The sequence below is a fragment of the Methylococcus sp. EFPC2 genome (assembly GCF_016925495.1).
Taxonomy (GTDB): domain Bacteria; phylum Pseudomonadota; class Gammaproteobacteria; order Methylococcales; family Methylococcaceae; genus EFPC2.
Genome location: NZ_CP070491.1, coordinates 4107756 through 4127302 on the forward strand (window position 1 = coordinate 4107756; position 19547 = coordinate 4127302).

The following is a 19547-nucleotide window of genomic DNA, read 5'->3' on the forward strand; positions in this document are numbered from 1 at the left end:
CCCAGTGGGAGAAGGATGTGAGGCGCGGCTTTCAGCCGGGGGTTCTTGAGCAGAGGCATGAGGAAATCCAGTGGAGGTAATCGGTCAGACCGCGTTCTAGGGGCAGGGCGATGATTTCGGGAATCTGGTAGGGGTGTGCTTGCCGCAGCCGCGTTTCCAGTTCGGGGTAGCGCGAACGTTCGGTCTTGATCAGCAACAGACACTCGCGGGCGGTTTCGAGTTCACCTTCCCAGCGATAAATCGAGTCGACACCGGGCAATAAATTGACGCAGGCGGCCAGACCTTCCTCCACCAGAAAACGGGCCAGCGATGTCGCGACATCGCCCTCCGGGCAGGTGCACAAAACTAGACAATAAGGCGTGGTCATGGCAAAAACGGCGTTATTTCGAGCATTGTAAATCCCGAGGGGAATTGATGAACATAGCGCAATGGGCTTTGCTGGCCGTGCTGAGCCTGCCGGTGTTGGAGATTTATGTATTGATCAAGCTGGGCGGCGCATTGGGATTCTTTCCCACCCTGCTGCTCCTGCTGGGCGCGGCGGTCTGGGGCGGCCGCTTGCTGCAGTCCCAGGGCTTATCCACCTGGGTCCAGGTGCAGCAAAGCCTGAATCGGGGCGAGTATCCGGCGGCCGAACTGGTCAACGGCATGGTCGTCCTGGCCGGCGCCGCGCTGCTGTTGCTGCCGGGTTTCTTGTCCGATGTCGCGGGCCTGTTGTGTTTGATACCGGCCAGCCGGCGCGTGATCGTCGACTGGCTGCTGCGCAAGCGCTTCGATTTCGGTTATCGCGGGCCGCGTCGACCCGAGGGCCAGGATGCGCGGACGATAGAAGGGGAGTTCAAGCGGGAGGACGACTGAGCGAGGGGGGCGGCCGGAAGCCGGCCGCCCCCGTGCCGGTCAATGGCGCTGCGTGGACACGCTGGGCGTTTGCAGCGTTTCGTAGCGCAGCAGCGTGAGCAGGCTGGACATGCGGGTTTCCGGGCTCACGGCTTCGATCAGCAACTGCCGTTCGACCGGCTCGATGGGCAGGGCGCAGGTCAGGCGGTTGACCAGGGCCAGGGTATCCATCTTGTCTACGGCGGACCAGTCCGTTTCCATGTGCTTGTGGGCGAAGTAGGTCTTCAGCAAGTTCATCAATTGCTGGCGATTGCCGGGCATGGGGTCGCCGGCTGTCTCATCGTAGTCGAGCCGGAAGCGGTTCCAGTCCACCTGGGCCTCGCGGTAACCCCGCAGGGCGGGCAATTCCTCGACGATGTCGAAGCGGCAGACGCCGGTCAGGACGATGAGCAGGCGTCCGTCGTCGGTTTCGTTGAAGAAGGTGATGCGGCCTGCGGTGCCGGTCCGGTAGATCACCACGTCGTCGCCGTCGGTCGGATCGGGTTCCGGTTGCACCATGCCGATCAAACGGTCGGCACGCAGAGCGTCCTGAACCATGTTCAGATAGCGCGGCTCGAAGATGTTCAAAGGCAGTTGGCAACCCGGCATGACCACCGCGTTGGGCAGCGGAAACAGGGGCAGCGTGTTCGGCAGGTTTTCGTAGCGGGTCGCGAAGTTTTCGGTGGTCATGACGGTCACTCGGTTTCGGTTAGACGTTGATGTCTCGTATGACCTTTAAGTTCGGCCGAAAGTGCATTTTTTCAAGACCCTTCAGTTCACGATGCGTCCACCATCCAGCCGCACGGTGCGCGCGCAGCTGTCGGCCAGCGCCTGGTCGTGCGTGACCAGCACCAGGGTGGCGCCCCGTTCGCGGTTGAGTTCGAACAACAGGTCGATGACATGGGCGCCGGTGCGGCTGTCCAGATTGCCGGTGGGCTCGTCGGCGAACAGGATGGGCGGGGCGGTGACGAAGGCGCGCGCCAAGGCCACCCGCTGCTGCTCGCCGCCGGAGAGCTGGCGGGGATAATGCTTGAGCCGGTGTCCCAGCCCCACCCGCTCCAGCATGGCGCGGGCCGGCTCGCGGGCGTCGCGCTCGCCGGCCAGTTCCAGCGGCAGCATGACATTTTCCAGCGCGGTCAGGTGGCCGAGCAGTTGAAAGGATTGGAAGACGAAACCGACGTGGCGGGCCCGCAGGGCGGCCCGGCCGTCCTCGTTCAGGGCGCTCAGCGAGGTCCCGCACAGGTGCACGGTGCCCGAGGAGGGCAGATCCAGGCCGGCGAGCAGGCCTAGTAGGGTGGATTTCCCCGAGCCCGACGCGCCGACGATGGCCAGGGTCTCGCCCGCGTTGATCGCCAAGTCCAGCGATGTCAGTATGTCCAGGCGGCCGTCGGCCGTGTCCACCCATTTGCAAAGAGATTCGACAGTGATGATAGAGTTTGCTGCGCGCATAGTGGCGCTCCTATGCGCCGGTTGGTTGATGTTCATGCCTGAAATAGGAAGCTGTGGAACCATCTTGGTTCTGGGCGATAGTATCAGTGCCGGTTATGGATTGGAAAACCCGGAAGCCAACGGCTGGGTCGGCTTGCTGCGCGCACGGTTGGCCGCCGAGGGCAAAGGCCATGAAGTCGTCAACGCCAGCATCCCGGGCGACACCAGCGCGGGCGGCTTGACGCGGGTCGGGCCGCTGCTGGAGCGCCATCGTCCCATCGTGCTGATCCTCGAACTGGGCGCCAACGACGGCCTGCGCGGCCTGCAGCCGGCCAGGCTGGAAGACAACCTGAGCGCCATCCTGGAGCGGGCCCGGAAGGCGGGCGTCAAGCCGCTGCTCTTAGGGATGCGCATCCCGCCCAATTACGGCAAGCGCTACAACGAGCTGTTCGAGGCCGCTTTTCCCGATGTCGCCCAGCGCAATGGCATTCCTTGGGTCCCGTTCCTGCTCGACGGCGTCGGCGGGCGCGCCGACCTGATGCAGGGCGACGGCCTGCACCCCAACCGGACCGCCCAGCCCATCCTGCTGGAGAACGTCTGGCAAAAGCTCAAGCCGCTGCTTTAAAGGGACATCGCCATGCCGCTATGCCGCGCCGCGCACAGCCAGCTGCTGCTGGTCGATCTGCAGACCCGCTTGTTCGCCGCCATGGCCGAGGAGGACCGCAATGCCGTGCTGAGCGTCGCCGGCATTCTTGCCCGGGCCGCCTCGGCCCTGGCCATCCCGGTTTCCTACACCGAGCAGTACCCCAGGGGCTTGGGGCCGACCGAGCCCGGCCTTCTCACGGTCTTGCCGGACGGCGCCTTGCGTTTCGAGAAAACCGGTTTTTCCTGCTGCGCCGCCGACGGTCTGGAGCACACGCTGAAAAGCGTGGATCGCCGGCAGATCGTGATCGTCGGACAGGAAACCCATGTCTGCGTGCTGCAGACCGCGTTCGACTTGCAGAAATCCGGCTACCAGGTTTTCGTCGTCGAAGACGGCGTCTGTTCCCGCAAGCCTGCGCACAAACGCAACGCCCTGGAGCGCATGGCGCGGGGCGGTATCGTCGTGACCAACGTCGAATCGGTGTTGTTCGAATGGCTGGGCGATGCCGCCCATCCCCAGTTCAAGGCCTTGTCGGCCTTGATCCGCTGACTTTCAACTTAAGTAACAGGTAAACCATGGCTCTGGATAATTTCTTGGCCCGCGTCAAACGCGGCGAGCATGTGACCTTCCAGGACACGATCGCGGTCATCTCCGCCCATTACGCCTACACGCCCACCCGTTTCGTCAACGGCGGGGTGGTCAACGAAGCCGGGCAGAACGAAGGCTCCTGCAAGCTCTTCTATTTCGCCAGGCTCCATGAGCTCTCGCAGGCCGAAACCTTGGGCTTGTTCGGCGACTATTACCGCAAGGACGTGCTGGAAAACCCCGAGGGAAGCGATCACGCCAATATCCGCTCGTTCATCCGGCACGGCTGGGCGGGGATCGCCTACGACGAAACCGCATTGGCGCGGCTCGTGTGAGTCGCGGGTTGCCCATGGAACGGAAAACCCTGCTCGGCCATCCGCCCGGCCTTTTCGTCCTGTTCTTCACCGAGATGTGGGAGCGCTTTTCATTCTACGGCATGCGCTCCCTGCTGGTGCTCTACATGACCCAGCACCTGATCGCGGCGGCGCAGTCCGGTTCTTCCCCGGTGATAGGCTTCGAGGGGCTCAAGAACGTGCTGGAGGCGCTGTTCGGCCCGCTCGCGGTCCAGCCCCTGGCCTCGCAGATTTATGGCTTGTACACGGGCTTCGTGTATTTCACTCCGCTGTTCGGCGGCCTGCTCGCCGACCGGCTGCTGGGGCCGCGCAACACCGTGGTGCTGGGCGCGGTCCTGATGGCCTTGGGCCATTTCCTCATGGCTTTCGAGGCCGGATTCCTGCTGGCGCTGTTGCTGTTGATCCTGGGCAACGGCTGTTTCAAGCCCAACATCTCCACTCAGGTCGGTGGCCTCTATCCGCCGGGCGACCCCCGCCGCGACGGGGCTTACACAGTCTTCTACATGGGCATCAACCTAGGCTCATTCTTTTCGCCTCTGGTCTGCGGCACCCTGGGCCAGATCTACGGCTGGCATTACGGCTTCGCCGCCGCGGGCGTCGGCATGCTGGCCGGGTTGTTCATCTATCTCGCCGGGCAGAAATATCTGCGGGTGGAGGGGGAGTCGGGCGGCCCGAAACCAGCCTCCGACACCCAGCCCCTGAGCGGAGCGGACTGGAAGGCGGTCGGCGGCCTGATCGTCCTGGCCGTGCTCAACATCGTGTTCTGGGCCGTCTACGAGCAGCAGGGCAACACCTTGCAATTGTTCGCCGACAGCGATGTCGACCGGCATATCTTCGGCTGGGAAATGCCCTCGACCTGGTTTCAATCCCTGAACCCCGCCTTCATCCTGCTGTTCGCCCCGGTTCTGGCCGGGCTGTCCCGCTTCCTCGCCGGCCACGGCCGCGATCCCGGCAGCATAGGCAAAATGGCGCTGGGCTCGGCCCTGCTGGGCGCGTCCTTTCTGATACTCATCGCGGCCCTGGCGGGCACGGGTGGGGGAAACAAGATGGCGCTCGGATGGCTGGTGCTCTGCACCCTGGTCTACACCCTGGGCGAGCTTTATCTCTCCCCCATAGGCCTGTCCCTGGTCAGCAAGCTGGCGCCGGCCCGTTTGCTGGGCCTGTTGATGGGGATGTGGTTTCTGTCGTCCTTCTTCGGCAATTATCTTTCCGGCTACATCGGCAGTTTTTATGAGCGCATGCCCAGGGAAAGCTTCTTCCTCCTCCTGGCTGCGCTGGGTATAGGCATGGGTTTGGCGATATTCGCCCTCAAGTCGCCGCTCAAGAAAGCCGTCGGCGACGCCTGATGCGCGCGTCCCTTCAGTTGATGCGCCCCAGCATGCGGTCCAGGACGCTGTCCGGAAGCAGGCGCTTGAGCGTGCCGAATAAATAGGTCGGGAAGGTGACGTAATAGCGCGCCCTGGGCCGCCCGGCTTCCAGGGCATGAATCAGCCGCTTCACCACCGCCTCGGGACCCAGGGTGAAGGGCGCCGCCGGCCCTTGCTTGACCAGCCGCGCTTCCATGGCCTGGTAGGTCGCGCGATGCACGCTGTTCTCGGGCTCGATGTTCTTCTTGTAGGCGGCGTGGGCGTTTTCGCGGAAACGGCTGAGGATGGGGCCGGGCTCGATCAGCGAGACGTGGACGCCGCTGCCCTTCAATTCCAGCCGCAAGGTGTCGGTCAGGCCCTCCAGGGCATATTTGCTGGCGTTGTACGCACCGCGGTAGGGCATGGCGACGAAGCCCAGCACCGAGCTGTTCTGCACGATGCGGCCTTCGCCCTGGGCGCGCATCACCGGGATGACGCAGTTGGTCAGTTCGTGGGTGCCGAACAGATTGGTTTCGAACTGTTCGCGCAGCACCTCGCGGCTCAGGTCTTCCACGGCGCCCGGCTGGCCGTAGGCGGCGTTGTTGAACAGGCCGTACAAACGGCCTTCGGTGGCGTCCAGCACCTGCGCCACCGCCGAACGGATGGAATCCGAATCGCGCAAGTCCAACCAAACCGCTTCATAACCCTCCGCCTTCAGCCGGTCCACGTCCTTGTGCAGGCGCGCCGAGGCGAACACCCGGTAGCCCCGCGCCTTCAGGATTTCCGCCGCGCACCGCCCGATGCCGGAGGAACATCCGCTTATCAACACCGCCTTGCCGTTCATGACCGCTTCCCGTTGCTTGCCTGGTATGCGCGCAAGCATACCGGTCGAGCCGCGTCCCGCCAAACGCCGGCATAGGGAATTTCCCTGTCGCATGAATAAGTTACCCCTATCCGGTGACTCCGATCGTGTGACTTGTTGGATGGCTCGTTTGAGGAATAAGTTGTTGCCCAACCTGGGGGAGGACGATGTCATCCATCGCCTCGCGTTGATCGTTGTTGACTGCAGGAGGTTCCCGTGGACCAGCAATTCGAAGGTGAAGTGATGCAGGACCTGGCGGCCGATGCGCCGCCCGCCGCGGCCGACGAGTTCGAGGAAGATCTCGCCCTCGACGAATTCGGGGAGGACGAGATGGAGGAGGACTCGGCGGACGAACTGGAGAGCTACGACGAGGCCGAGGAGGATTATCTCGAAGACGAATACGCCGAAGCCTATGACGAGGATCTCGCCGAAGATTTCGCGGAAGACGAGGGCGATCTGCTCGACGAGTTGGAAGACGTCATGGCCGATGCCCTGGATGCCGAGGACAGCGACGATTTCCTGGGCCGGCTGATCGGTGGACTGGGCAGCATAGGTCGGGTCGCCGGTGCCGTGGGACGGGGCGCGCGCGCCCTGCGCGGGGTCGCCGGTGCCGCGGGGCGGGTCGGCCGGCTGGCCGGGCGGGCGGGACGTATCGCCGGTCGCGCCGGGCGTTTCGCCCGCAGCGCCCGGCGCGTCGCCCGTTCGGCGCGGGGCCTGGGCGGTCCCGGCGACGACACCGGGTACGCGCCGCAACCCGCGCCTCGCCGGCCCGGGCGGCGTCCCGCCGCCCAGGCCGGCGGTCTGCCCGCCATGCTTCAGCAATTGCTGCCGCTGCTCCAGCAGCACGCCGCGCAGGGCTCCGACGAGGCGGACGTGTTCGAGGATCTGGCCGACTGGTTCGAGGAGGAGGACGCGGACGAAGCCCTGCCGGTGCTCGCCGGCATCGCCGCCCGTTCGGCCGTCGGTCCGCTGCTGCGGAGGACGGGGGTCGCGGTGGGGCGGGCCGTCGGACGCCAACTGGTGCGGGGGGCCACGCAGGCCGCGCGCACCCTGGTTCGCCGTCAAGGTCCGAGAGCAGTGCGTGCCTTACCTCGCATCGCTCGCAGCGTGGGCCGGGCAGCCGCCCGGCGCGGAGTACGCCCGGCCGCGCTGCCGGCCGCCGTGCAGCGCACCGCCCAGCGCGTCGCTGCCCGTCCGGGCATGGCGCAGCGCTTGGCGCGCGCGCCTCTGCCCGCCGCGGGCATCGGGACCGCGAGACCGGCTCTGCGCGGCGGTGTGCCGCGCCGACTGGTTTTGCGCGGGCCGGTGGAAATCATCTTGCGGCGCTGAATCGCACCGTTCGTATCTCAGCCAATCAGAACGAGGAGACAGCCATGAGTTTCGAAGCCGATGTGATGGACGACCTCTTTTACGACGAAGCCGAAGGGCCCGCGCGCCACTTCGACGAATACGACGAGTACGATGCTTACGAAGGTAGCGATGAGTTTTTGCGCAGCATCATAGGCGGCGTGGGCCGGGTGGTCGGAGGCCTGATGGGCGGTGGCGGCGAGGGATTCGACGAATACGACGAATGGGATGCCTACGAAAGCGACGAGTATGAAGGCGACGCCATCGATGCCATGGAGGAGGCGGTGGTGGACGCCCTGGACGCGGAGGATACCGACGAGTTCTTCCGTCGCCTGGCGCGCGGCATCGGTCGCGTGGCGCGCGGCGCGGTGCGGGTGGCCCGCCGGGTCGCTCCGGTGGTCGGCCGCATCGCCCGCACCGTGGCGCCCATCGCCAGCGCCATACCGCTGCCGTGGACGCAGGCCATCGGCCGGGTGGCCGGCGTGATGGGGCGTCTGATGGCGGACGAGGCGGACGAGTTCGAGGCTCTGGACGAGATGTTCGATCTGGCCGAGGTCGACGACATCGACGCCGCGGCCCCGGTGATCGCCGGACTCACCATCCGCACCGCCATGCCGGGCGTTGCCCGCCTGCCGCGCGCGCAGCGGCGCCAATTGGTGCGCAGTGCCACTCAGGCCGTACGCACCGTGGCGCGCCGCCAGGGACCGCAGGCCGCACGTGCGCTGCCCGCCGTGGTCGGCGCCGTGCAGCGCGGTGTGCGTCAGCGCCGCATACCGCCGCGGGCGGTTCCGCAAGCCATACGCCGCACCGCCACGCGGGTCGCGCAGAGTCCCCGTCTGGTTCGCCGCGCGGTGCGCGCCGGTGCCGTGGCTGGGGCGGCTACGGCGCGCCGGCCGGTCCCGTCGTCGGCGGCGCTCTGTGCCGCCTGCCGGCGCCGCCAGCGCTTGGCGGTGCGCGGTCCGGCAAGAGCCTAGGTATGCAGGGTCGTTAAGCTTGAGCGGGGAGGGCAGAGCGATGTTGGCGCGAAAATTCCTGGGCATCAAGATACGGGCGCTGGCCGCGCGGGCCAGACGCCTGGCCGGCATCGAAGGCGAGGCCGTGGGCATACGTCCGCAGGATAGGCCGTACGCGCCCAGCGAGGCCCATTTCCGCGCCGCCAACCAGCGGCTCGCGACCATAGACGCCCAGGTGGCGCGCCGCCTGGAACATCTGCAAGGCCACTGGCAAAGCGCGCCGCTCGACCGGGTATTGATCGACATCGCCCTGGTGGAGCGTGAGGTCGACCGGGCACGGCGGGCCTTCGGCCTGTTCTTCGAGCTGTTCAGCCAGCGTGGCTCGGTATTCGCACCCACCCTGGCCGCCCACGACGTGATCGCCGCCGATTGCTACGCGGCCATACGCCAGGCCGCTCCCCGGATCTTCCGGGGCCCTTTGCTCAAGCCCTTGTGCTACATGGAGCACGGCTTTTCCCCGGCGACCATGCGGCGGGGGGTGCAGCTCAACCGCTTGCTGGGCGAGCCCAATCCCTTCCCCATCGTCCGTCTGCCCTGGGACCGCGACAATCCCTGGCAGGCGGTGTTTCTGCACGAGGTTTCGCACAACCTTCAGGCCGACTTAGGGATCTGGCGGGAGAACCGCCAGGCGGTGGTGCGCCGGGTGATCCGTTCGGTAGGCGATCCCGGGCTGACCCGTATCTGGGGCGTGTGGCACAAGGAAATCTTTGCCGATCTCGCCGCCATCCTGCTGGGCGGGCCGGCCGCCGCCTGGGGCATGGCTACCTTCCTGGCCCACCCGGCCACACGGACGATGACTTTCCGCCCCGGCGGCGCGCATCCCACCGCCTATCTGCGCGTACACATCCTGGCCGAAATGGTGCGGCGGCTGGGCTTCACCCGCGAGGCCGAGCGCCTGACCCGGGTGTGGGACACGCTGTATCGACCCTCCGGTGCGCAACATCGGCTGCCGCAACGGCTGCTGGCCAGCTCCAGCCGGCTGATACCGGAAGTGGTGGACGAGATCGCCTTCCAGACCCGCCGCAACCTGGCGCACCGCAGCCTGAGCGACATCATCCCCTTCCGGCCCGAGCACGAGGCCGCCATACACGCCGGCGCGCGTCGGCTGGCGCAGGGACAGGTGCCGGAAAACCTGCCGCCGCGACAACTGGTCAGCGCCGCCAGCTACGCCCTGGCGGACGGGAAAATCCAGCCGAACCGCCTGTCGCGGATGGTGATCGAGCATTTGAACAGCATACGTGCAAGCCCCGCCGAACGGCCGCGACGCATGGCGGCCTGAGGACCCACAAGGAACTTTCCCCGATTTCAGTGAGGTGAAGCTATGACTTCCGCATCGAGCAATCCTTTCTACGGCTCAGGCTCCACAAGCCCGTCCGGCGCCAGCGGGTATCAGCGGATGGCGCTGGACAATCTGATCCGGCGGGAACTCAAGGTCAGCGATCCCAACGATCCGCAGCAGATCGCCAATGCCTTGCTGGAGCGTTTCAAAGAGGACCCCAGGGCGCGTGCGATCAATCAGGAGGCCCGCGGCTTGCCGTTTTTACAGGCGCTGCAGATAAGCAGCCCGGTTGCACAGGCATCCACCTCGACCGATACCGAATTGCGGCAGGCCAAGGACGACATTGACCGCGATTTGCAGGAATTGCTGACCAACTCCTTGCTCAAAGATGTGACGCCCGAAATCGAGGGCTGGGCCCAAGCGGTTCGCTCCGCGATTCAGGAGGGGACGCTGGCCGCCCGGTTCGCGCTGGATCCCCGGCAACGCGATAAGGGATTTGCGATACGTCGCCAGCTCGGCGATTACGCCCGCATGGCTCGACTGGTCGGTGCGCTGTCGCCCACGGCCGCATCGATCTACCGGAGTTTCGCGCAAAGTCTCGACGAGGCGTCCGCGGTCATCCTGGTGCTGATGGGAGAGAGCCTGTCGAATGTAGGCTTCAACGGCGGACGTTTCCTGTTGCAAGTGCCGTACACCGAATTGCAGGTCCGCCGCGACGCGGCGATTTACGCCTTGCGCAATCTGGTCGGCACGACCCAGGAGGCCTACGGTCCAAACGACTGGCCGCGCGGCCTCGACGGTTACCGTTTGCTGTTACGCGAACTGGAAGCCCAAGGCTATGGCGATTTGCGCGCCTTGCTGCAGGAAAACGAGCTGGCGCGGGTGATGGACGAATTGATCGTGCGCGCCGACCACGGTCGCGTGCAAGGTTTGCGCGCCCTGGGCGTGACGGCCCGCATCGACATCGACCGATTCCGTCGCCTGGTGCTGATCGGCCAGCAGATGGCGGTGGACGAACAGAATCAGCCCTCGCCCTGGTCGCCCCCTTTGACGGCTTTCCTGGAAGCCTTGTTGCTGTTCGCCGAAGCGTTCGACAGTTCGGGCGGTTTCCGGCTGGTGCGGGTGGCACGTCCACCCATACTGTATTACGGCTTGTTCGGCAACCGCGTGGCGGATGCCGGGGAGGATCGCCTCATCAACCTCATCGTGCAACGCAATCGTCTGGCGGAAGCCCTGGATTGCCTGGCCGATTGCGAATGCAGTGGCAATGCGGCGCTGTGCCAAATTGTGCTCGACAAACTGCTGTACGACACCGACCGCTCCATTGATCTTTATTGTTACGGGCAACAGCCTTTCGGCATCCCCGAGCAACGCGCTTCGGCTTACGGCTTGCTGATCGAGGTATTCGCCCATCCGGCCGCCGGCGAAGCGGGGCCGAAGCTCGGCGATTGCTTGGCCCAGCGCGATCCGGAGTTGGCGCGACGCATACGCGACAGCCTGCACGCCATCGCCGGGCCGGATGGCCTGCGTCCGCCCGCCTTCCATACCGAGTTCGCCCATCCGCAGCGCCGCGCGGCTTTTCAGGGTTTGCTGCACCAGGAGTTGTGCCAGCAACGTAACCGCGAAGAACAATGGCGCTCGATGGTGGAAACGATGGCGCCGAATTGCCACGGTTTCGAGACGGTTTACGATGGCATATTCGAGGTGATCGACCGCGCGATCGGCCGTTTGGGCGCCTTGGCCCCGCGGGCCTGCCCGCCGACCGATATATTGCTCCCGCCGCATCCCGACGTCAGTCTGGGGCGCTCGTCGCTGATTTGAACCCGATGAGCGTCCATTAGCCGGAGGAAACCAACATGCAACGCTTAGTGACGACTCATGTCGGGGTAACCGACCATGGAACGAATGCAATCAAGCTGGAAATCGCCGAACAAACGCAGGCCCTGGTAAAGCTCGCCCGGGAGTTCTCCGACTGGGCGACGAGAGGGGCAAAGCACATCGATGAGCGTTTGGATAAGGCCGAAAACAAAGTGCGGGCGCTCGAAAAACGGTTGGATGAGCAATCGGGGGTGATTGGCCAGCAGAAAAAGGACTTGAGCACTTTGGAACATCGTCTGGGCGAGGTGGAAAAAAACGACAAGGAGCTGAAGTCTGCGCTCGTCGCACAAGCAGGAAAAATAAACGATGACATCTTTCCGCGCCTGCGAGCATTGGAGTCACACATACCAACGGGTGGCGGGGCAACCTTTGCCCCGCGCGCCGTGACCCCGCTGGCTGTCGAAGCGATACGTGCGCTTGCGCAGGTGCAGGATTTGGTTACCGACCAGGGTTTCAAACTCAAGGAAAACAACGAAACCATGGTGAAAACACTGCAAGCCGGGACGCCCTATAAAACCATCCTGGGAAAGATCACCGACGATGCCTTGAGGACGGAGTTCGAGCGCGCGTTCGCTACTTTCTCCAAGGGCGATCAGGAGGAGCGCAATAAACGCCTGGCCTTGATCCACGAGCTCAATGCCCGGTTGGTGCACCACTTCGCGCTCCAGGTCGCGTGATCCGCCCTTCGCGAAATTAAACTGAATTCTTTGCCCAAGGAGCCAAGCCATGAGCTTCAACACCACAGAAACCATCCAAAGGCTTTGGGAAACCTTCTTGCGGGAGCAATTGGCCGCCTTGCCGCCGGAGGACAGACAGCAATACGAGCAGCAGTTCGAGGACCGCTTCGGCGATTTGCTGAAGAATGCGGCCAACGGCGACGGGCGCGATGCCTTCATGGATTTGATCGGCTTCGGTGGCAAGGGGCCGGTGGATTTCGCCGACATTTCCTACCCCTACATCCAGCCGGATTTCGACGATTCGGTGGTGCCCAGCCAGCTCCATGCCGCCGCCGAGCTTTATTACATCTACCAGCACGAGCGCATGAAGATCTTCCAGGTGGTGGACGTGCTGCTGCGCCTGTTCCGCCTCGGCAAGATGCGCATCCAGCGCGGACCCGGCGCGCGGGGCCTGTATCTGCTGGAGAAATGGAAACCGCTGCGCTACACCCTGCGCGACCGCATGGCCGCCTATCGCCGGGCCTTCAATTACGGCACCGCTCAAGCGCCCGCCGGGGCGGTGGTCAACCGCAATTTCCACCGCCAGTTGGTGGGCTTCATGGTGGCCTTGTCGCAATACTTCCGCGATCTGCTGATCGGCGAAGTCATCCGCGGCGGCCCGACCATCGAGCAACGACCCTTCGGCTCCATAGGCACGGTGCAGCGCATCGGCCTGGATCTGCGCTATGCCCTGGACCGTTCCACCTACGGCAACATCTTCTCGCTGACCATGGAGGTCGGGCATTACCTGAAGTCGGTGCTGACATTGCTGGATGCCCCTGACATCAAGAAGGCCTTCGATGCCAACACCAAGTGGGACGTGGTCGAGATCGTCTCCAACCGCTACCTGGGCGGCATCGCCGAACCGTCGCAGCGGGCCAAGATGGCGGAGAGCGGCCGGCGCATACTGCAATTCGTCGCCGACAACGACTTCAAGACGGCCATCGATCCCATCCTGTTCCAGTCGACTATCCGGCCCATGGGCGGCCACGCCGAAGCCTGGGTGGCGGCTTACCGCATGACGCCGGAGGGGCGGGGATTCTCCGGCGTGACGCCGGCATTGCGCAGTGTGTTAGGTGTGCGCCAGGCGGCGGGGGCGGTGGTTTAGCTAAAGAACGCCGACTATAGCGATAGGTTCGGACGCTGACCGCCCCCTCGGGTTTCGTCGATGCAACGGGCGGAGCGCCTTCGGTATTCGCCATACGTGACTGAGGAGCAGTGCCATGTATCTTCCCTTCGAAGATGATTTGTTCGATGAGCTCATCGACGAATTCGCCAGGTCTGCCCCTGCGATCCGACGGGCCGTTCCGTATAGACCTCGGCGCATCAGGCGGGATGAGTTCGACTTCATGGAAGATGAATTTGAGTTGTTGGACGAATTTGATCTGATGGACGAGTTTGAATTCGGATCGCCGGGTCAGCGACCACGCCCGGTCAGAGCGAATTTTGTAAGCTGTAATCGGCCCAACGCTGCTATCAGAGCGATTACCGGACCGGACCCGGTCGGCGTTATCCAGGCGGCCAATACCCGCGCAATCGCCCTGTTAGACGGTGCGATCAATGAGCTAACGGCCGAGCGCAATAGAGTTGTTCGCGCAGGCGCGGCGCCGGCATCGGTCAGAGTTGGAATCAGGGGCGCGCTCGAACGGCGCTTTCGCATGAACGCGCTGGATCGGCGTATCTGGACCGGAACCGGTGCCCGCAGTGTGCTCATATTGATCCGCCGACTTCGGGGGGCCCGGCAAATCCTGGCGGATGGCTGGATGCGCTACATCTGCCTGGGCCTACCCACCATTGATTTCACCTTGGGCGGGATAAGGTGCAGATCCGATCCCAACGATGGTTGCGTGGGGGATACGGTTGCGGCGGCCTGCGGCGGAGCTTCTCAAATCGTCTTGTGCAGGCCGTTCTGGAGGGGCCTCAGCAATAGTGTTCAAAACCGCGATTTCCAAGCTTCGACATTGCTGCATGAAGCCCTTCATATCTATTTCGGCTTCATCCAGGACACGGGAATTTTTGCGAACGCCCACTGTTATGAACAATTCGTACTGGATGTGCACGGTCTTCCAGCGCAAGCCGGGTTTGAAGCCGCTTGCGCGTAAAAGAACGGATTGCCCATGGATCAGTATTAAGCCCGGAGGGTACGAAGCGGCACGAAACCCGTGCAACAGCTCATGAATTAGAGGAGATGTCTCGGATGACTTCCGAACGCGATACCTATCGCTCCATGACCGCGCTGTATGGTGACCCGGCTAATCACGAGGGTAAAACCTATGCCAAGCGCTGGAAGCGTCACGAGTGGAGCCAGATGGTGGAAGAACAGGTTACCGACAACGCCGAGACGCAAAAGATCGTCCTGGCCCTCCACGGGGGCGGTATCGAGAAGGGAACCAGCGAGCTCGCCCTTGCCACGGCCGGCTATCATCCGGCGACCCTGTTGCCCCTGGTCGATGGACATGGGCATCACGACTTCTGGCTATTTGAGGGTTTGCTGCCGTGCGGAAATCGCAGACTACACGTAACGGCTTCCAATTATGACGAGCCCATCGCCAATGAACTCGTCAAAAACGCCCGGCGCTGCATCAGCTTGCACGGGTGTACGGATAGCCAAGCGAAAGTATCGGGTCAGGCGCCCGATGGAATCATTCAGATCGGGGGGCTCGACTCCGCGCTGCGGGACATCGTGTTGGAAGAATTGTCCATCGAGGGTATCGCTGCGCAGATCGCGAGCGACGAGATGCTGGATGGCGACGTCGCGAGCAACATCGCCAATAAGACCAAGGTTCGTGGTTGCGTCCAACTCGAGATGGGGACGCGCTTTCGAGCAAGCCTGTATGGGACTGACACACGGCCGCAGAGAAAGAACACGACTCTGGCGAAATTCTGGTTACTGGCGAGGGCTCTACGTAAGGCGATGAGCCGGGTCGAATAAATGAGGCCGGGTCTGGGCGGTAGGAAGGGGGGCTATGGGGCACTGTGGAGTCGAGCCGGGGGTGATTTCTGCTTTGCACAATCGCCGGGAGTGCATGAGATGGCTAGCGCATTTGAATACGATGTGATCGACGAACTGCTGGACGACGAACTCTCTGCCTTCGCCGAAGACAGCGGGATCGACGAGGGCATAGCGGACTATGCCCGGCGGTTCCGTCGCTGGTGGACCATTTTTTCCGCGGCCCGTGCGCTCACGGGAACCGATCCGGTCACGCATCAACCGGTGCAGCGCGAAATACCGGTCCTGCCTGCGCCCGAGCGGCGGCCTGCTACCGACGACCGCAATCGAAACCGGCGTGGGCAAGGGGGCAGTCGAATGGACGATTTCGACGCCGATCTCGCTGATCTGCTGACGGATTATCTGGAAGATACCGATGAAGGGGAAAGCTCCGGTCCCTGCTATGACGCGTTTCTGTGGTGCATGCAGAATGCACGGCGCCGGAATATTCCGTTCGGGCAGAGCGTCTGCCACGCCTGCTGGGACCAATGCCGGGATGGTGCGTGGCCCGCTCGTGTCGCCGGCCGAATGTGTCCGGGTCCGGGCAGGTTCCGGAGGCGTCGCCGACGGGCGAGGTGAGCCGAGCCGGCCGCTTGTGAGCCGTGTAGGCGCATTCCAGCGAGCGCCACATGTATGGGTGAGCACGCCGGGTCTTTCATCCCGTGACTCCGAGGGAATCTACGAACGATATGGCCGCCGTATTACCCGACTTTCAGGTCAACGTCAGTCACAAGCGCTGGGCCTGCATATTGGATCCGACTCTGGCGCTGTCGGTGCATGGCCTGCCCTTGCTGACCCGGCTGGGTTCCGCGCTGGAAGTGTGGGTGGCGCGGGAGTTGTGGCACATCCTGGACAACACGCATTACTACCTGGATCGCCCGGAAATACTGATGGCTGCGGGCGGCAACGGGAACCGGGCGGAGAAGATGCAAGCGGTCGTGCAGACGCTGCGGGAGTGGGAGCGCATACGATTGGAGAACGACCCGTCGCGGCAGCATTGCTACTGGATCGGCGACGGGCCTTTGGAGTCTTTTCTGCCCGATGGGACCGAGCCGGACATCGTCTGGCGTTACGAGGCGCTCAGCGCCGCGCTCGACCGGCGCCTGCCGGATGCGAGCGCGCCCTTGCCTGCGGTCTGCCGGGACACGGCGGCGCTGGCGGTGTGTCTGCCGGCGGCTTTCGTGTTGACGCATCTACCCGCGGAGGCCGACGACGAACCGGTTTCTCCGGCAATTTGCCGGGTGCTGGATGCCGGCGGCATCGCCTGCCGCCAGGTGGCGGACGACGATCCCTGGCAGAAACAGGAAAGCGATTTGCTGAGGCAGGTTCTGGTGCAGACGGGGCTGGGCAAATGGGTATGGTCCGGCCTGCGACTGGCGGTATTGCATCTCGCCGCGCCGTCCGCCTGTGCCGTGGATGCGCCGGGCTTGGATGGGCTCGATTTCATGGATTACGGTCTGGACGAAACGGAAACCCCGGCGGCGGGACCGGCCGTCGATTATTGGCGCGAGGCGCGAGGATTCTGGTATCCGCTATGAGCAGCAAAGGCCCCCGTATCAATCGCGAAGAACTGGTGATGGTCGCCGTGGCCGGGCAGATCGCCCATCCGGTCGGTGCCGCCAATCCCTACCGCATCGGCAACGACGGCGTGCCGAGGGTGTTGCCGGCGACCGGCGGCATCGTGCTGAACCACCGCATCGGCGACCGCTGCGTGGGCTTGGCGGGCGATCACATCGAGCCCGGCGTCGCGCTGCACAACAACGGCCGCGAGGTGGTCGGCGCGCGCAACGGGCCGAATAGGGCGTTCATAACCTATGCCTGCGTCGGCAACCGCGCCCGGGTGGTCAACGGCCCCTGTGCCGGGCAATGGGGTTTGGTGACCGGCAAACACGGCGGGGTCGACCACGTGATCGCCGACTTCCCCACGACCGTGCTGCGACGCCTGAATATCGGCGATCGCATACAGGTTTACAGTTGCGGCCTGGGGCTGCGCCTGCCCGATCACCCCGAGGTGGACGTGTTCAATTGCGCGCCCAGCCTGCTGGAACGCTGGGGCATCGTCGAGCGCGCCGGCCGCTTGCATGTTCCGGTCACCCATCTGGTTCCCGCCCGCATCATGGGCTCCGGTTTGGGCAAGAACACGGTGTGGCGCGGCGATTACGACATCCAGTTGTTCGACCGGCCCACCCGGCAGCGCTACCAGTTGGGCGGCTTGCGCTTCGGCGATTTGATCGCCATACGGGATGCCTACGCCAGTTTCGGTCCGAGTTACCGGCAAGGCTGGATCACGCTGGGCGTGATCGTGCATGGCGACAGCACCGCGAGCGGACACGGTCCGGGCGTGGCGCCGCTGCTCAGCGGCCCGGCCCGGGTGTTGCAGCCGCAGTACGACGCAAACGCCAATCTGGCCGCGATATACGGCGTCAGGACGCCCGCCGCGGCACGCACTTACAGCCCTCTGTCGTGGCGTGAAAGGCCGGGCGGACAAGGGACGCGACGCGTCGCGGAGGGGCGCCGGATTCCGGTCCGGGCGCAATAAGTTGCGAAATTTCCGTATTTCACGCCCCGGCCGCATACCCTATGATCGGCCGGCGGAGCGGTGCCAAGGGAACGGAGATGTGGTTTCCTTTCGGTGATGGCTGCGATGCAGCCAAGGTGGGGCGGTTGGACGTTTACCATGACCATCAACGGCCTAACGCGGATACTCCCGAGTCGACGGGCGTGGAGGTGTACTGCGAGTTCGAACTCGAGGGCAAGCCGTGCTGGGTGATCGCGGAGGCCACGGCGGACCCCTCACTCGACCTCTCCAAGTTCGTCGCCATCAGCCGTTTCGAAGTGGGCGGCCGGACACTGGCCGTCGTGCAACGCGTCGATCGGGCCGACAACTTGGCGTTATTGCTGACCGCGCGCGAACTGCAGATCGCCACGCTGGTCGCCATGGGCTGCCCCAACAAGCAGGTTGCCGACAGGCTGCACATCAGCGAATGGACGGTCGCGACCTATCTGCGGCGCATCTACGCCAAACTGGGCGTGGAATCCCGTGCCGCCATGACCTTCCGCTGCGCCTCCCTGATCTGCAGCCGGAACGGTCTTGCGGAATCCCGCATCCGGCGCTCCTGAATCCCGTCTCGCCTGCAGGCATCTGCCTTACGCGTTGTTTCGAAGCCGCAGATTGTTTGACAGTAGGCCGCTTTGACCGCAGGCTCCAAACTCGGCAATCGGCGAAGCTCATCGGGTTTCCGCTCTTGATTTCATCGTTCGAGAGCGGTCTGACGGGCTAGGGACACTTTACCGGGAAGGTCATCATGAAGAGATTGAAATCACAAACCAAAACCACCGACCAAGTAGAAGTCGTGCTCAAGCTCTCGGGCGGAGTCGACAAGAATCGGAAAAAGATGAAGTTGCTGCTCAAAAAGCGGCGGGCCAAGTACGGGATCGGTACCCACGGGTCCGCGGGTTTTCAGCGCAAGACACTGGGTACCACGGGTACGCGCCATGAGTCGGAGCATGTGGTTGGGTACAATGTGTACGCCGAGGATTACGACCGCAAGCACGGCCAAGGGAAGATCATCGAAATGCAGGGGCTCGCTTACCTCGAAGTCAAGCCATTGCATCGGGCTCATCCGGGAACCGGGAGTGGGGCCGTCGCGGATGAGTACCGCGACATCCAGCGCGGTATCCTTCAGGACGGCCAGTCAGGCCACACCGCCAAGACCGCCTCGTCCGCCGTGCAGTTCAACCAGCTCGAGTACGCGCATCTACCATCCGATGCCAAGGGTGATGCCTCGGACCTGGACTTCACCATCGCGAATATCAGCTACGAAGTCATGGTGCGGAACGGACAGAGCATCACTTTCTACGACGGGACGGGTCATACATCCTTTCAGATCAGTCAGGTCGAGCGCGCTGAAATGCTACTGGCTTATGAAATCCGCAAGACCGGTCAGTGGCCCACGCAACAGAGGATCGCCGAAGTTCTCAAAAGCTGCGGGCTGGACCCCATTGTGCAGAAGAATGCGCGCACCGGCGAAGACATCGTTCTATAGGCGGCAGCCGGGGCTAGTGTTCTTTGCCGAGGAGGCTCTTCCGCTCCCGAGTTGTAATCCGGAGGGGGCAAAGTGACCCCGCACTGGAGGCCCTTAGTGGTGTGCTACGGGGCCGATCCGAGCCGCGCCCGCCGGCTCACCCAGGCGGTACTTTGCTGCCAGCAACTGTAGGGCGAAACCGGTTTTATC

At 63.9% G+C, this 19547-nt stretch carries 22 protein-coding genes; 18 read left to right on the forward strand and 4 right to left on the reverse strand.

Going from position 1 to position 19547, the window contains the following annotated elements; genetic code table 11:
* Positions 1 to 31 precede the first annotated feature (31 nt).
* On the reverse strand, positions 32 to 367 hold the full coding sequence (gene cutA, locus JWZ97_RS17605; RefSeq protein ID WP_205431831.1) for a divalent-cation tolerance protein CutA: 336 nt from the start codon (positions 365 to 367) through the stop codon (positions 32 to 34).
* A gap of 47 nt (positions 368 to 414) precedes the next feature.
* Between cutA and JWZ97_RS17610 the strand changes: the two genes are divergently transcribed.
* On the forward strand, positions 415 to 855 hold the full coding sequence (locus tag JWZ97_RS17610) for an FxsA family protein (protein WP_205431833.1): 441 nt from the start codon (positions 415 to 417) through the stop codon (positions 853 to 855).
* 39 nt (positions 856 to 894) lie between these two features.
* On the opposite strand, the gene JWZ97_RS17615 is transcribed toward JWZ97_RS17610, so the two are convergent.
* Together JWZ97_RS17615 and JWZ97_RS17620 are read right to left on the reverse strand one after the other, a co-directional pair.
* Positions 895 to 1563: an LON peptidase substrate-binding domain-containing protein gene (locus JWZ97_RS17615; protein WP_205431843.1), complete on the reverse strand. Its 669-nt coding sequence runs from the start codon at positions 1561 to 1563 to the stop codon at positions 895 to 897.
* A gap of 81 nt (positions 1564 to 1644) precedes the next feature.
* Entirely contained in the window at positions 1645 to 2322 is a 678-nt protein-coding gene (locus tag JWZ97_RS17620; RefSeq protein ID WP_205431844.1) for an ABC transporter ATP-binding protein, read from the reverse strand.
* A gap of 64 nt (positions 2323 to 2386) precedes the next feature.
* On the opposite strand from JWZ97_RS17620, the gene JWZ97_RS17625 reads away from it, so the two are divergent.
* Genes JWZ97_RS17625 through JWZ97_RS17640 form a run of 4 tightly spaced genes read left to right on the forward strand, consistent with a single transcriptional unit; the run spans position 2387 to position 5228 of the window.
* Positions 2387 to 2926 carry an arylesterase gene (locus tag JWZ97_RS17625; protein WP_371822534.1) on the forward strand — a complete coding sequence of 180 codons (540 nt, stop codon included), beginning with the start codon at positions 2387 to 2389 and terminating at the stop codon, positions 2924 to 2926.
* 12 nt (positions 2927 to 2938) lie between these two features.
* The gene (locus tag JWZ97_RS17630; protein ID WP_205431846.1) at positions 2939 to 3493 is read left to right on the forward strand and encodes an isochorismatase family protein; all 555 of its coding nucleotides are present in this window, start codon (positions 2939 to 2941) and stop codon (positions 3491 to 3493) included.
* Positions 3494 to 3519: 26 nt separating this feature from the next.
* Positions 3520 to 3864, forward strand: coding sequence for a HopJ type III effector protein (locus JWZ97_RS17635; RefSeq protein WP_205431847.1), 345 nt, complete (start codon positions 3520 to 3522; stop codon positions 3862 to 3864).
* Positions 3865 to 3878: 14 nt separating this feature from the next.
* Complete coding sequence (locus tag JWZ97_RS17640) at positions 3879 to 5228, forward strand: peptide MFS transporter (RefSeq protein WP_205431848.1); 1350 nt, start codon at positions 3879 to 3881, stop codon at positions 5226 to 5228.
* Between the two features lie 13 nt (positions 5229 to 5241).
* Here JWZ97_RS17640 and JWZ97_RS17645 read toward each other — a convergent pair whose 3' ends face one another.
* Positions 5242 to 6072: an SDR family oxidoreductase gene (locus JWZ97_RS17645; protein ID WP_205431849.1), complete on the reverse strand. Its 831-nt coding sequence runs from the start codon at positions 6070 to 6072 to the stop codon at positions 5242 to 5244.
* Between the two features lie 234 nt (positions 6073 to 6306).
* Between JWZ97_RS17645 and JWZ97_RS17650 the strand changes: the two genes are divergently transcribed.
* From JWZ97_RS17650 to JWZ97_RS17710, 13 genes are all read left to right on the forward strand, one after another.
* On the forward strand, positions 6307 to 7419 hold the full coding sequence (locus tag JWZ97_RS17650) for a hypothetical protein (RefSeq protein WP_205431852.1): 1113 nt from the start codon (positions 6307 to 6309) through the stop codon (positions 7417 to 7419).
* A gap of 44 nt (positions 7420 to 7463) precedes the next feature.
* Entirely contained in the window at positions 7464 to 8411 is a 948-nt protein-coding gene (locus JWZ97_RS17655; protein ID WP_205431854.1) for a hypothetical protein, read from the forward strand.
* Between the two features lie 40 nt (positions 8412 to 8451).
* Positions 8452 to 9729: a hypothetical protein gene (locus tag JWZ97_RS17660; protein ID WP_205431856.1), complete on the forward strand. Its 1278-nt coding sequence runs from the start codon at positions 8452 to 8454 to the stop codon at positions 9727 to 9729.
* Positions 9730 to 9771: 42 nt separating this feature from the next.
* Complete coding sequence (locus JWZ97_RS17665) at positions 9772 to 11550, forward strand: hypothetical protein (protein ID WP_205431858.1); 1779 nt, start codon at positions 9772 to 9774, stop codon at positions 11548 to 11550.
* A gap of 35 nt (positions 11551 to 11585) precedes the next feature.
* Positions 11586 to 12284 (forward strand): hypothetical protein, encoded by a 699-nt coding sequence (locus JWZ97_RS17670; RefSeq protein WP_205431860.1) that lies wholly within the window; start codon positions 11586 to 11588, stop codon positions 12282 to 12284.
* Between the two features lie 49 nt (positions 12285 to 12333).
* Positions 12334 to 13431: a hypothetical protein gene (locus tag JWZ97_RS17675; RefSeq protein WP_205431862.1), complete on the forward strand. Its 1098-nt coding sequence runs from the start codon at positions 12334 to 12336 to the stop codon at positions 13429 to 13431.
* A gap of 115 nt (positions 13432 to 13546) precedes the next feature.
* Complete coding sequence (locus JWZ97_RS17680; protein WP_205431864.1) at positions 13547 to 14425, forward strand: hypothetical protein; 879 nt, start codon at positions 13547 to 13549, stop codon at positions 14423 to 14425.
* A gap of 95 nt (positions 14426 to 14520) precedes the next feature.
* Positions 14521 to 15255 (forward strand): poly-gamma-glutamate hydrolase family protein, encoded by a 735-nt coding sequence (locus tag JWZ97_RS17685; protein WP_205431873.1) that lies wholly within the window; start codon positions 14521 to 14523, stop codon positions 15253 to 15255.
* A gap of 99 nt (positions 15256 to 15354) precedes the next feature.
* Positions 15355 to 15891 (forward strand): hypothetical protein, encoded by a 537-nt coding sequence (locus tag JWZ97_RS17690; RefSeq protein ID WP_205431875.1) that lies wholly within the window; start codon positions 15355 to 15357, stop codon positions 15889 to 15891.
* A gap of 110 nt (positions 15892 to 16001) precedes the next feature.
* Positions 16002 to 16850, forward strand: coding sequence for a hypothetical protein (locus tag JWZ97_RS17695; protein WP_205431876.1), 849 nt, complete (start codon positions 16002 to 16004; stop codon positions 16848 to 16850).
* On the forward strand, positions 16847 to 17851 hold the full coding sequence (locus JWZ97_RS17700; protein WP_205431877.1) for a DUF4438 domain-containing protein: 1005 nt from the start codon (positions 16847 to 16849) through the stop codon (positions 17849 to 17851). Before JWZ97_RS17695 ends, JWZ97_RS17700 begins: the two co-directional genes overlap by 4 nt.
* Before the next feature lie 77 nt (positions 17852 to 17928).
* Positions 17929 to 18432, forward strand: a complete 504-nt coding sequence (locus JWZ97_RS17705; RefSeq protein WP_205431878.1) for a response regulator transcription factor — start codon at positions 17929 to 17931, stop codon at positions 18430 to 18432.
* A 185-nt stretch (positions 18433 to 18617) separates the two neighbouring features.
* Entirely contained in the window at positions 18618 to 19358 is a 741-nt protein-coding gene (locus JWZ97_RS17710; protein ID WP_205431879.1) for a hypothetical protein, read from the forward strand.
* Positions 19359 to 19547: the final 189 nt, after the last annotated feature.

Coding starts and splice junctions, on each gene's coding strand:
- cutA (WP_205431831.1), bottom strand. CDS start 367: ATGACCACGCCTTATTGTCTAGTTTTGTGCACCTGCCCGGAGGGCGAT.
- JWZ97_RS17610 (WP_205431833.1), top strand. CDS start 415: ATGAACATAGCGCAATGGGCTTTGCTGGCCGTGCTGAGCCTGCCGGTG.
- JWZ97_RS17615 (WP_205431843.1), bottom strand. CDS start 1,563: ATGACCACCGAAAACTTCGCGACCCGCTACGAAAACCTGCCGAACACG.
- JWZ97_RS17620 (WP_205431844.1), bottom strand. CDS start 2,322: ATGCGCGCAGCAAACTCTATCATCACTGTCGAATCTCTTTGCAAATGG.
- JWZ97_RS17630 (WP_205431846.1), top strand. CDS start 2,939: ATGCCGCTATGCCGCGCCGCGCACAGCCAGCTGCTGCTGGTCGATCTG.
- JWZ97_RS17635 (WP_205431847.1), top strand. CDS start 3,520: ATGGCTCTGGATAATTTCTTGGCCCGCGTCAAACGCGGCGAGCATGTG.
- JWZ97_RS17640 (WP_205431848.1), top strand. CDS start 3,879: ATGGAACGGAAAACCCTGCTCGGCCATCCGCCCGGCCTTTTCGTCCTG.
- JWZ97_RS17645 (WP_205431849.1), bottom strand. CDS start 6,072: ATGAACGGCAAGGCGGTGTTGATAAGCGGATGTTCCTCCGGCATCGGG.
- JWZ97_RS17655 (WP_205431854.1), top strand. CDS start 7,464: ATGAGTTTCGAAGCCGATGTGATGGACGACCTCTTTTACGACGAAGCC.
- JWZ97_RS17660 (WP_205431856.1), top strand. CDS start 8,452: ATGTTGGCGCGAAAATTCCTGGGCATCAAGATACGGGCGCTGGCCGCG.
- JWZ97_RS17665 (WP_205431858.1), top strand. CDS start 9,772: ATGACTTCCGCATCGAGCAATCCTTTCTACGGCTCAGGCTCCACAAGC.
- JWZ97_RS17670 (WP_205431860.1), top strand. CDS start 11,586: ATGCAACGCTTAGTGACGACTCATGTCGGGGTAACCGACCATGGAACG.
- JWZ97_RS17675 (WP_205431862.1), top strand. CDS start 12,334: ATGAGCTTCAACACCACAGAAACCATCCAAAGGCTTTGGGAAACCTTC.
- JWZ97_RS17680 (WP_205431864.1), top strand. CDS start 13,547: ATGTATCTTCCCTTCGAAGATGATTTGTTCGATGAGCTCATCGACGAA.
- JWZ97_RS17685 (WP_205431873.1), top strand. CDS start 14,521: ATGACTTCCGAACGCGATACCTATCGCTCCATGACCGCGCTGTATGGT.
- JWZ97_RS17690 (WP_205431875.1), top strand. CDS start 15,355: ATGGCTAGCGCATTTGAATACGATGTGATCGACGAACTGCTGGACGAC.
- JWZ97_RS17695 (WP_205431876.1), top strand. CDS start 16,002: ATGGCCGCCGTATTACCCGACTTTCAGGTCAACGTCAGTCACAAGCGC.
- JWZ97_RS17700 (WP_205431877.1), top strand. CDS start 16,847: ATGAGCAGCAAAGGCCCCCGTATCAATCGCGAAGAACTGGTGATGGTC.
- JWZ97_RS17705 (WP_205431878.1), top strand. CDS start 17,929: ATGTGGTTTCCTTTCGGTGATGGCTGCGATGCAGCCAAGGTGGGGCGG.
- JWZ97_RS17710 (WP_205431879.1), top strand. CDS start 18,618: ATGAAGAGATTGAAATCACAAACCAAAACCACCGACCAAGTAGAAGTC.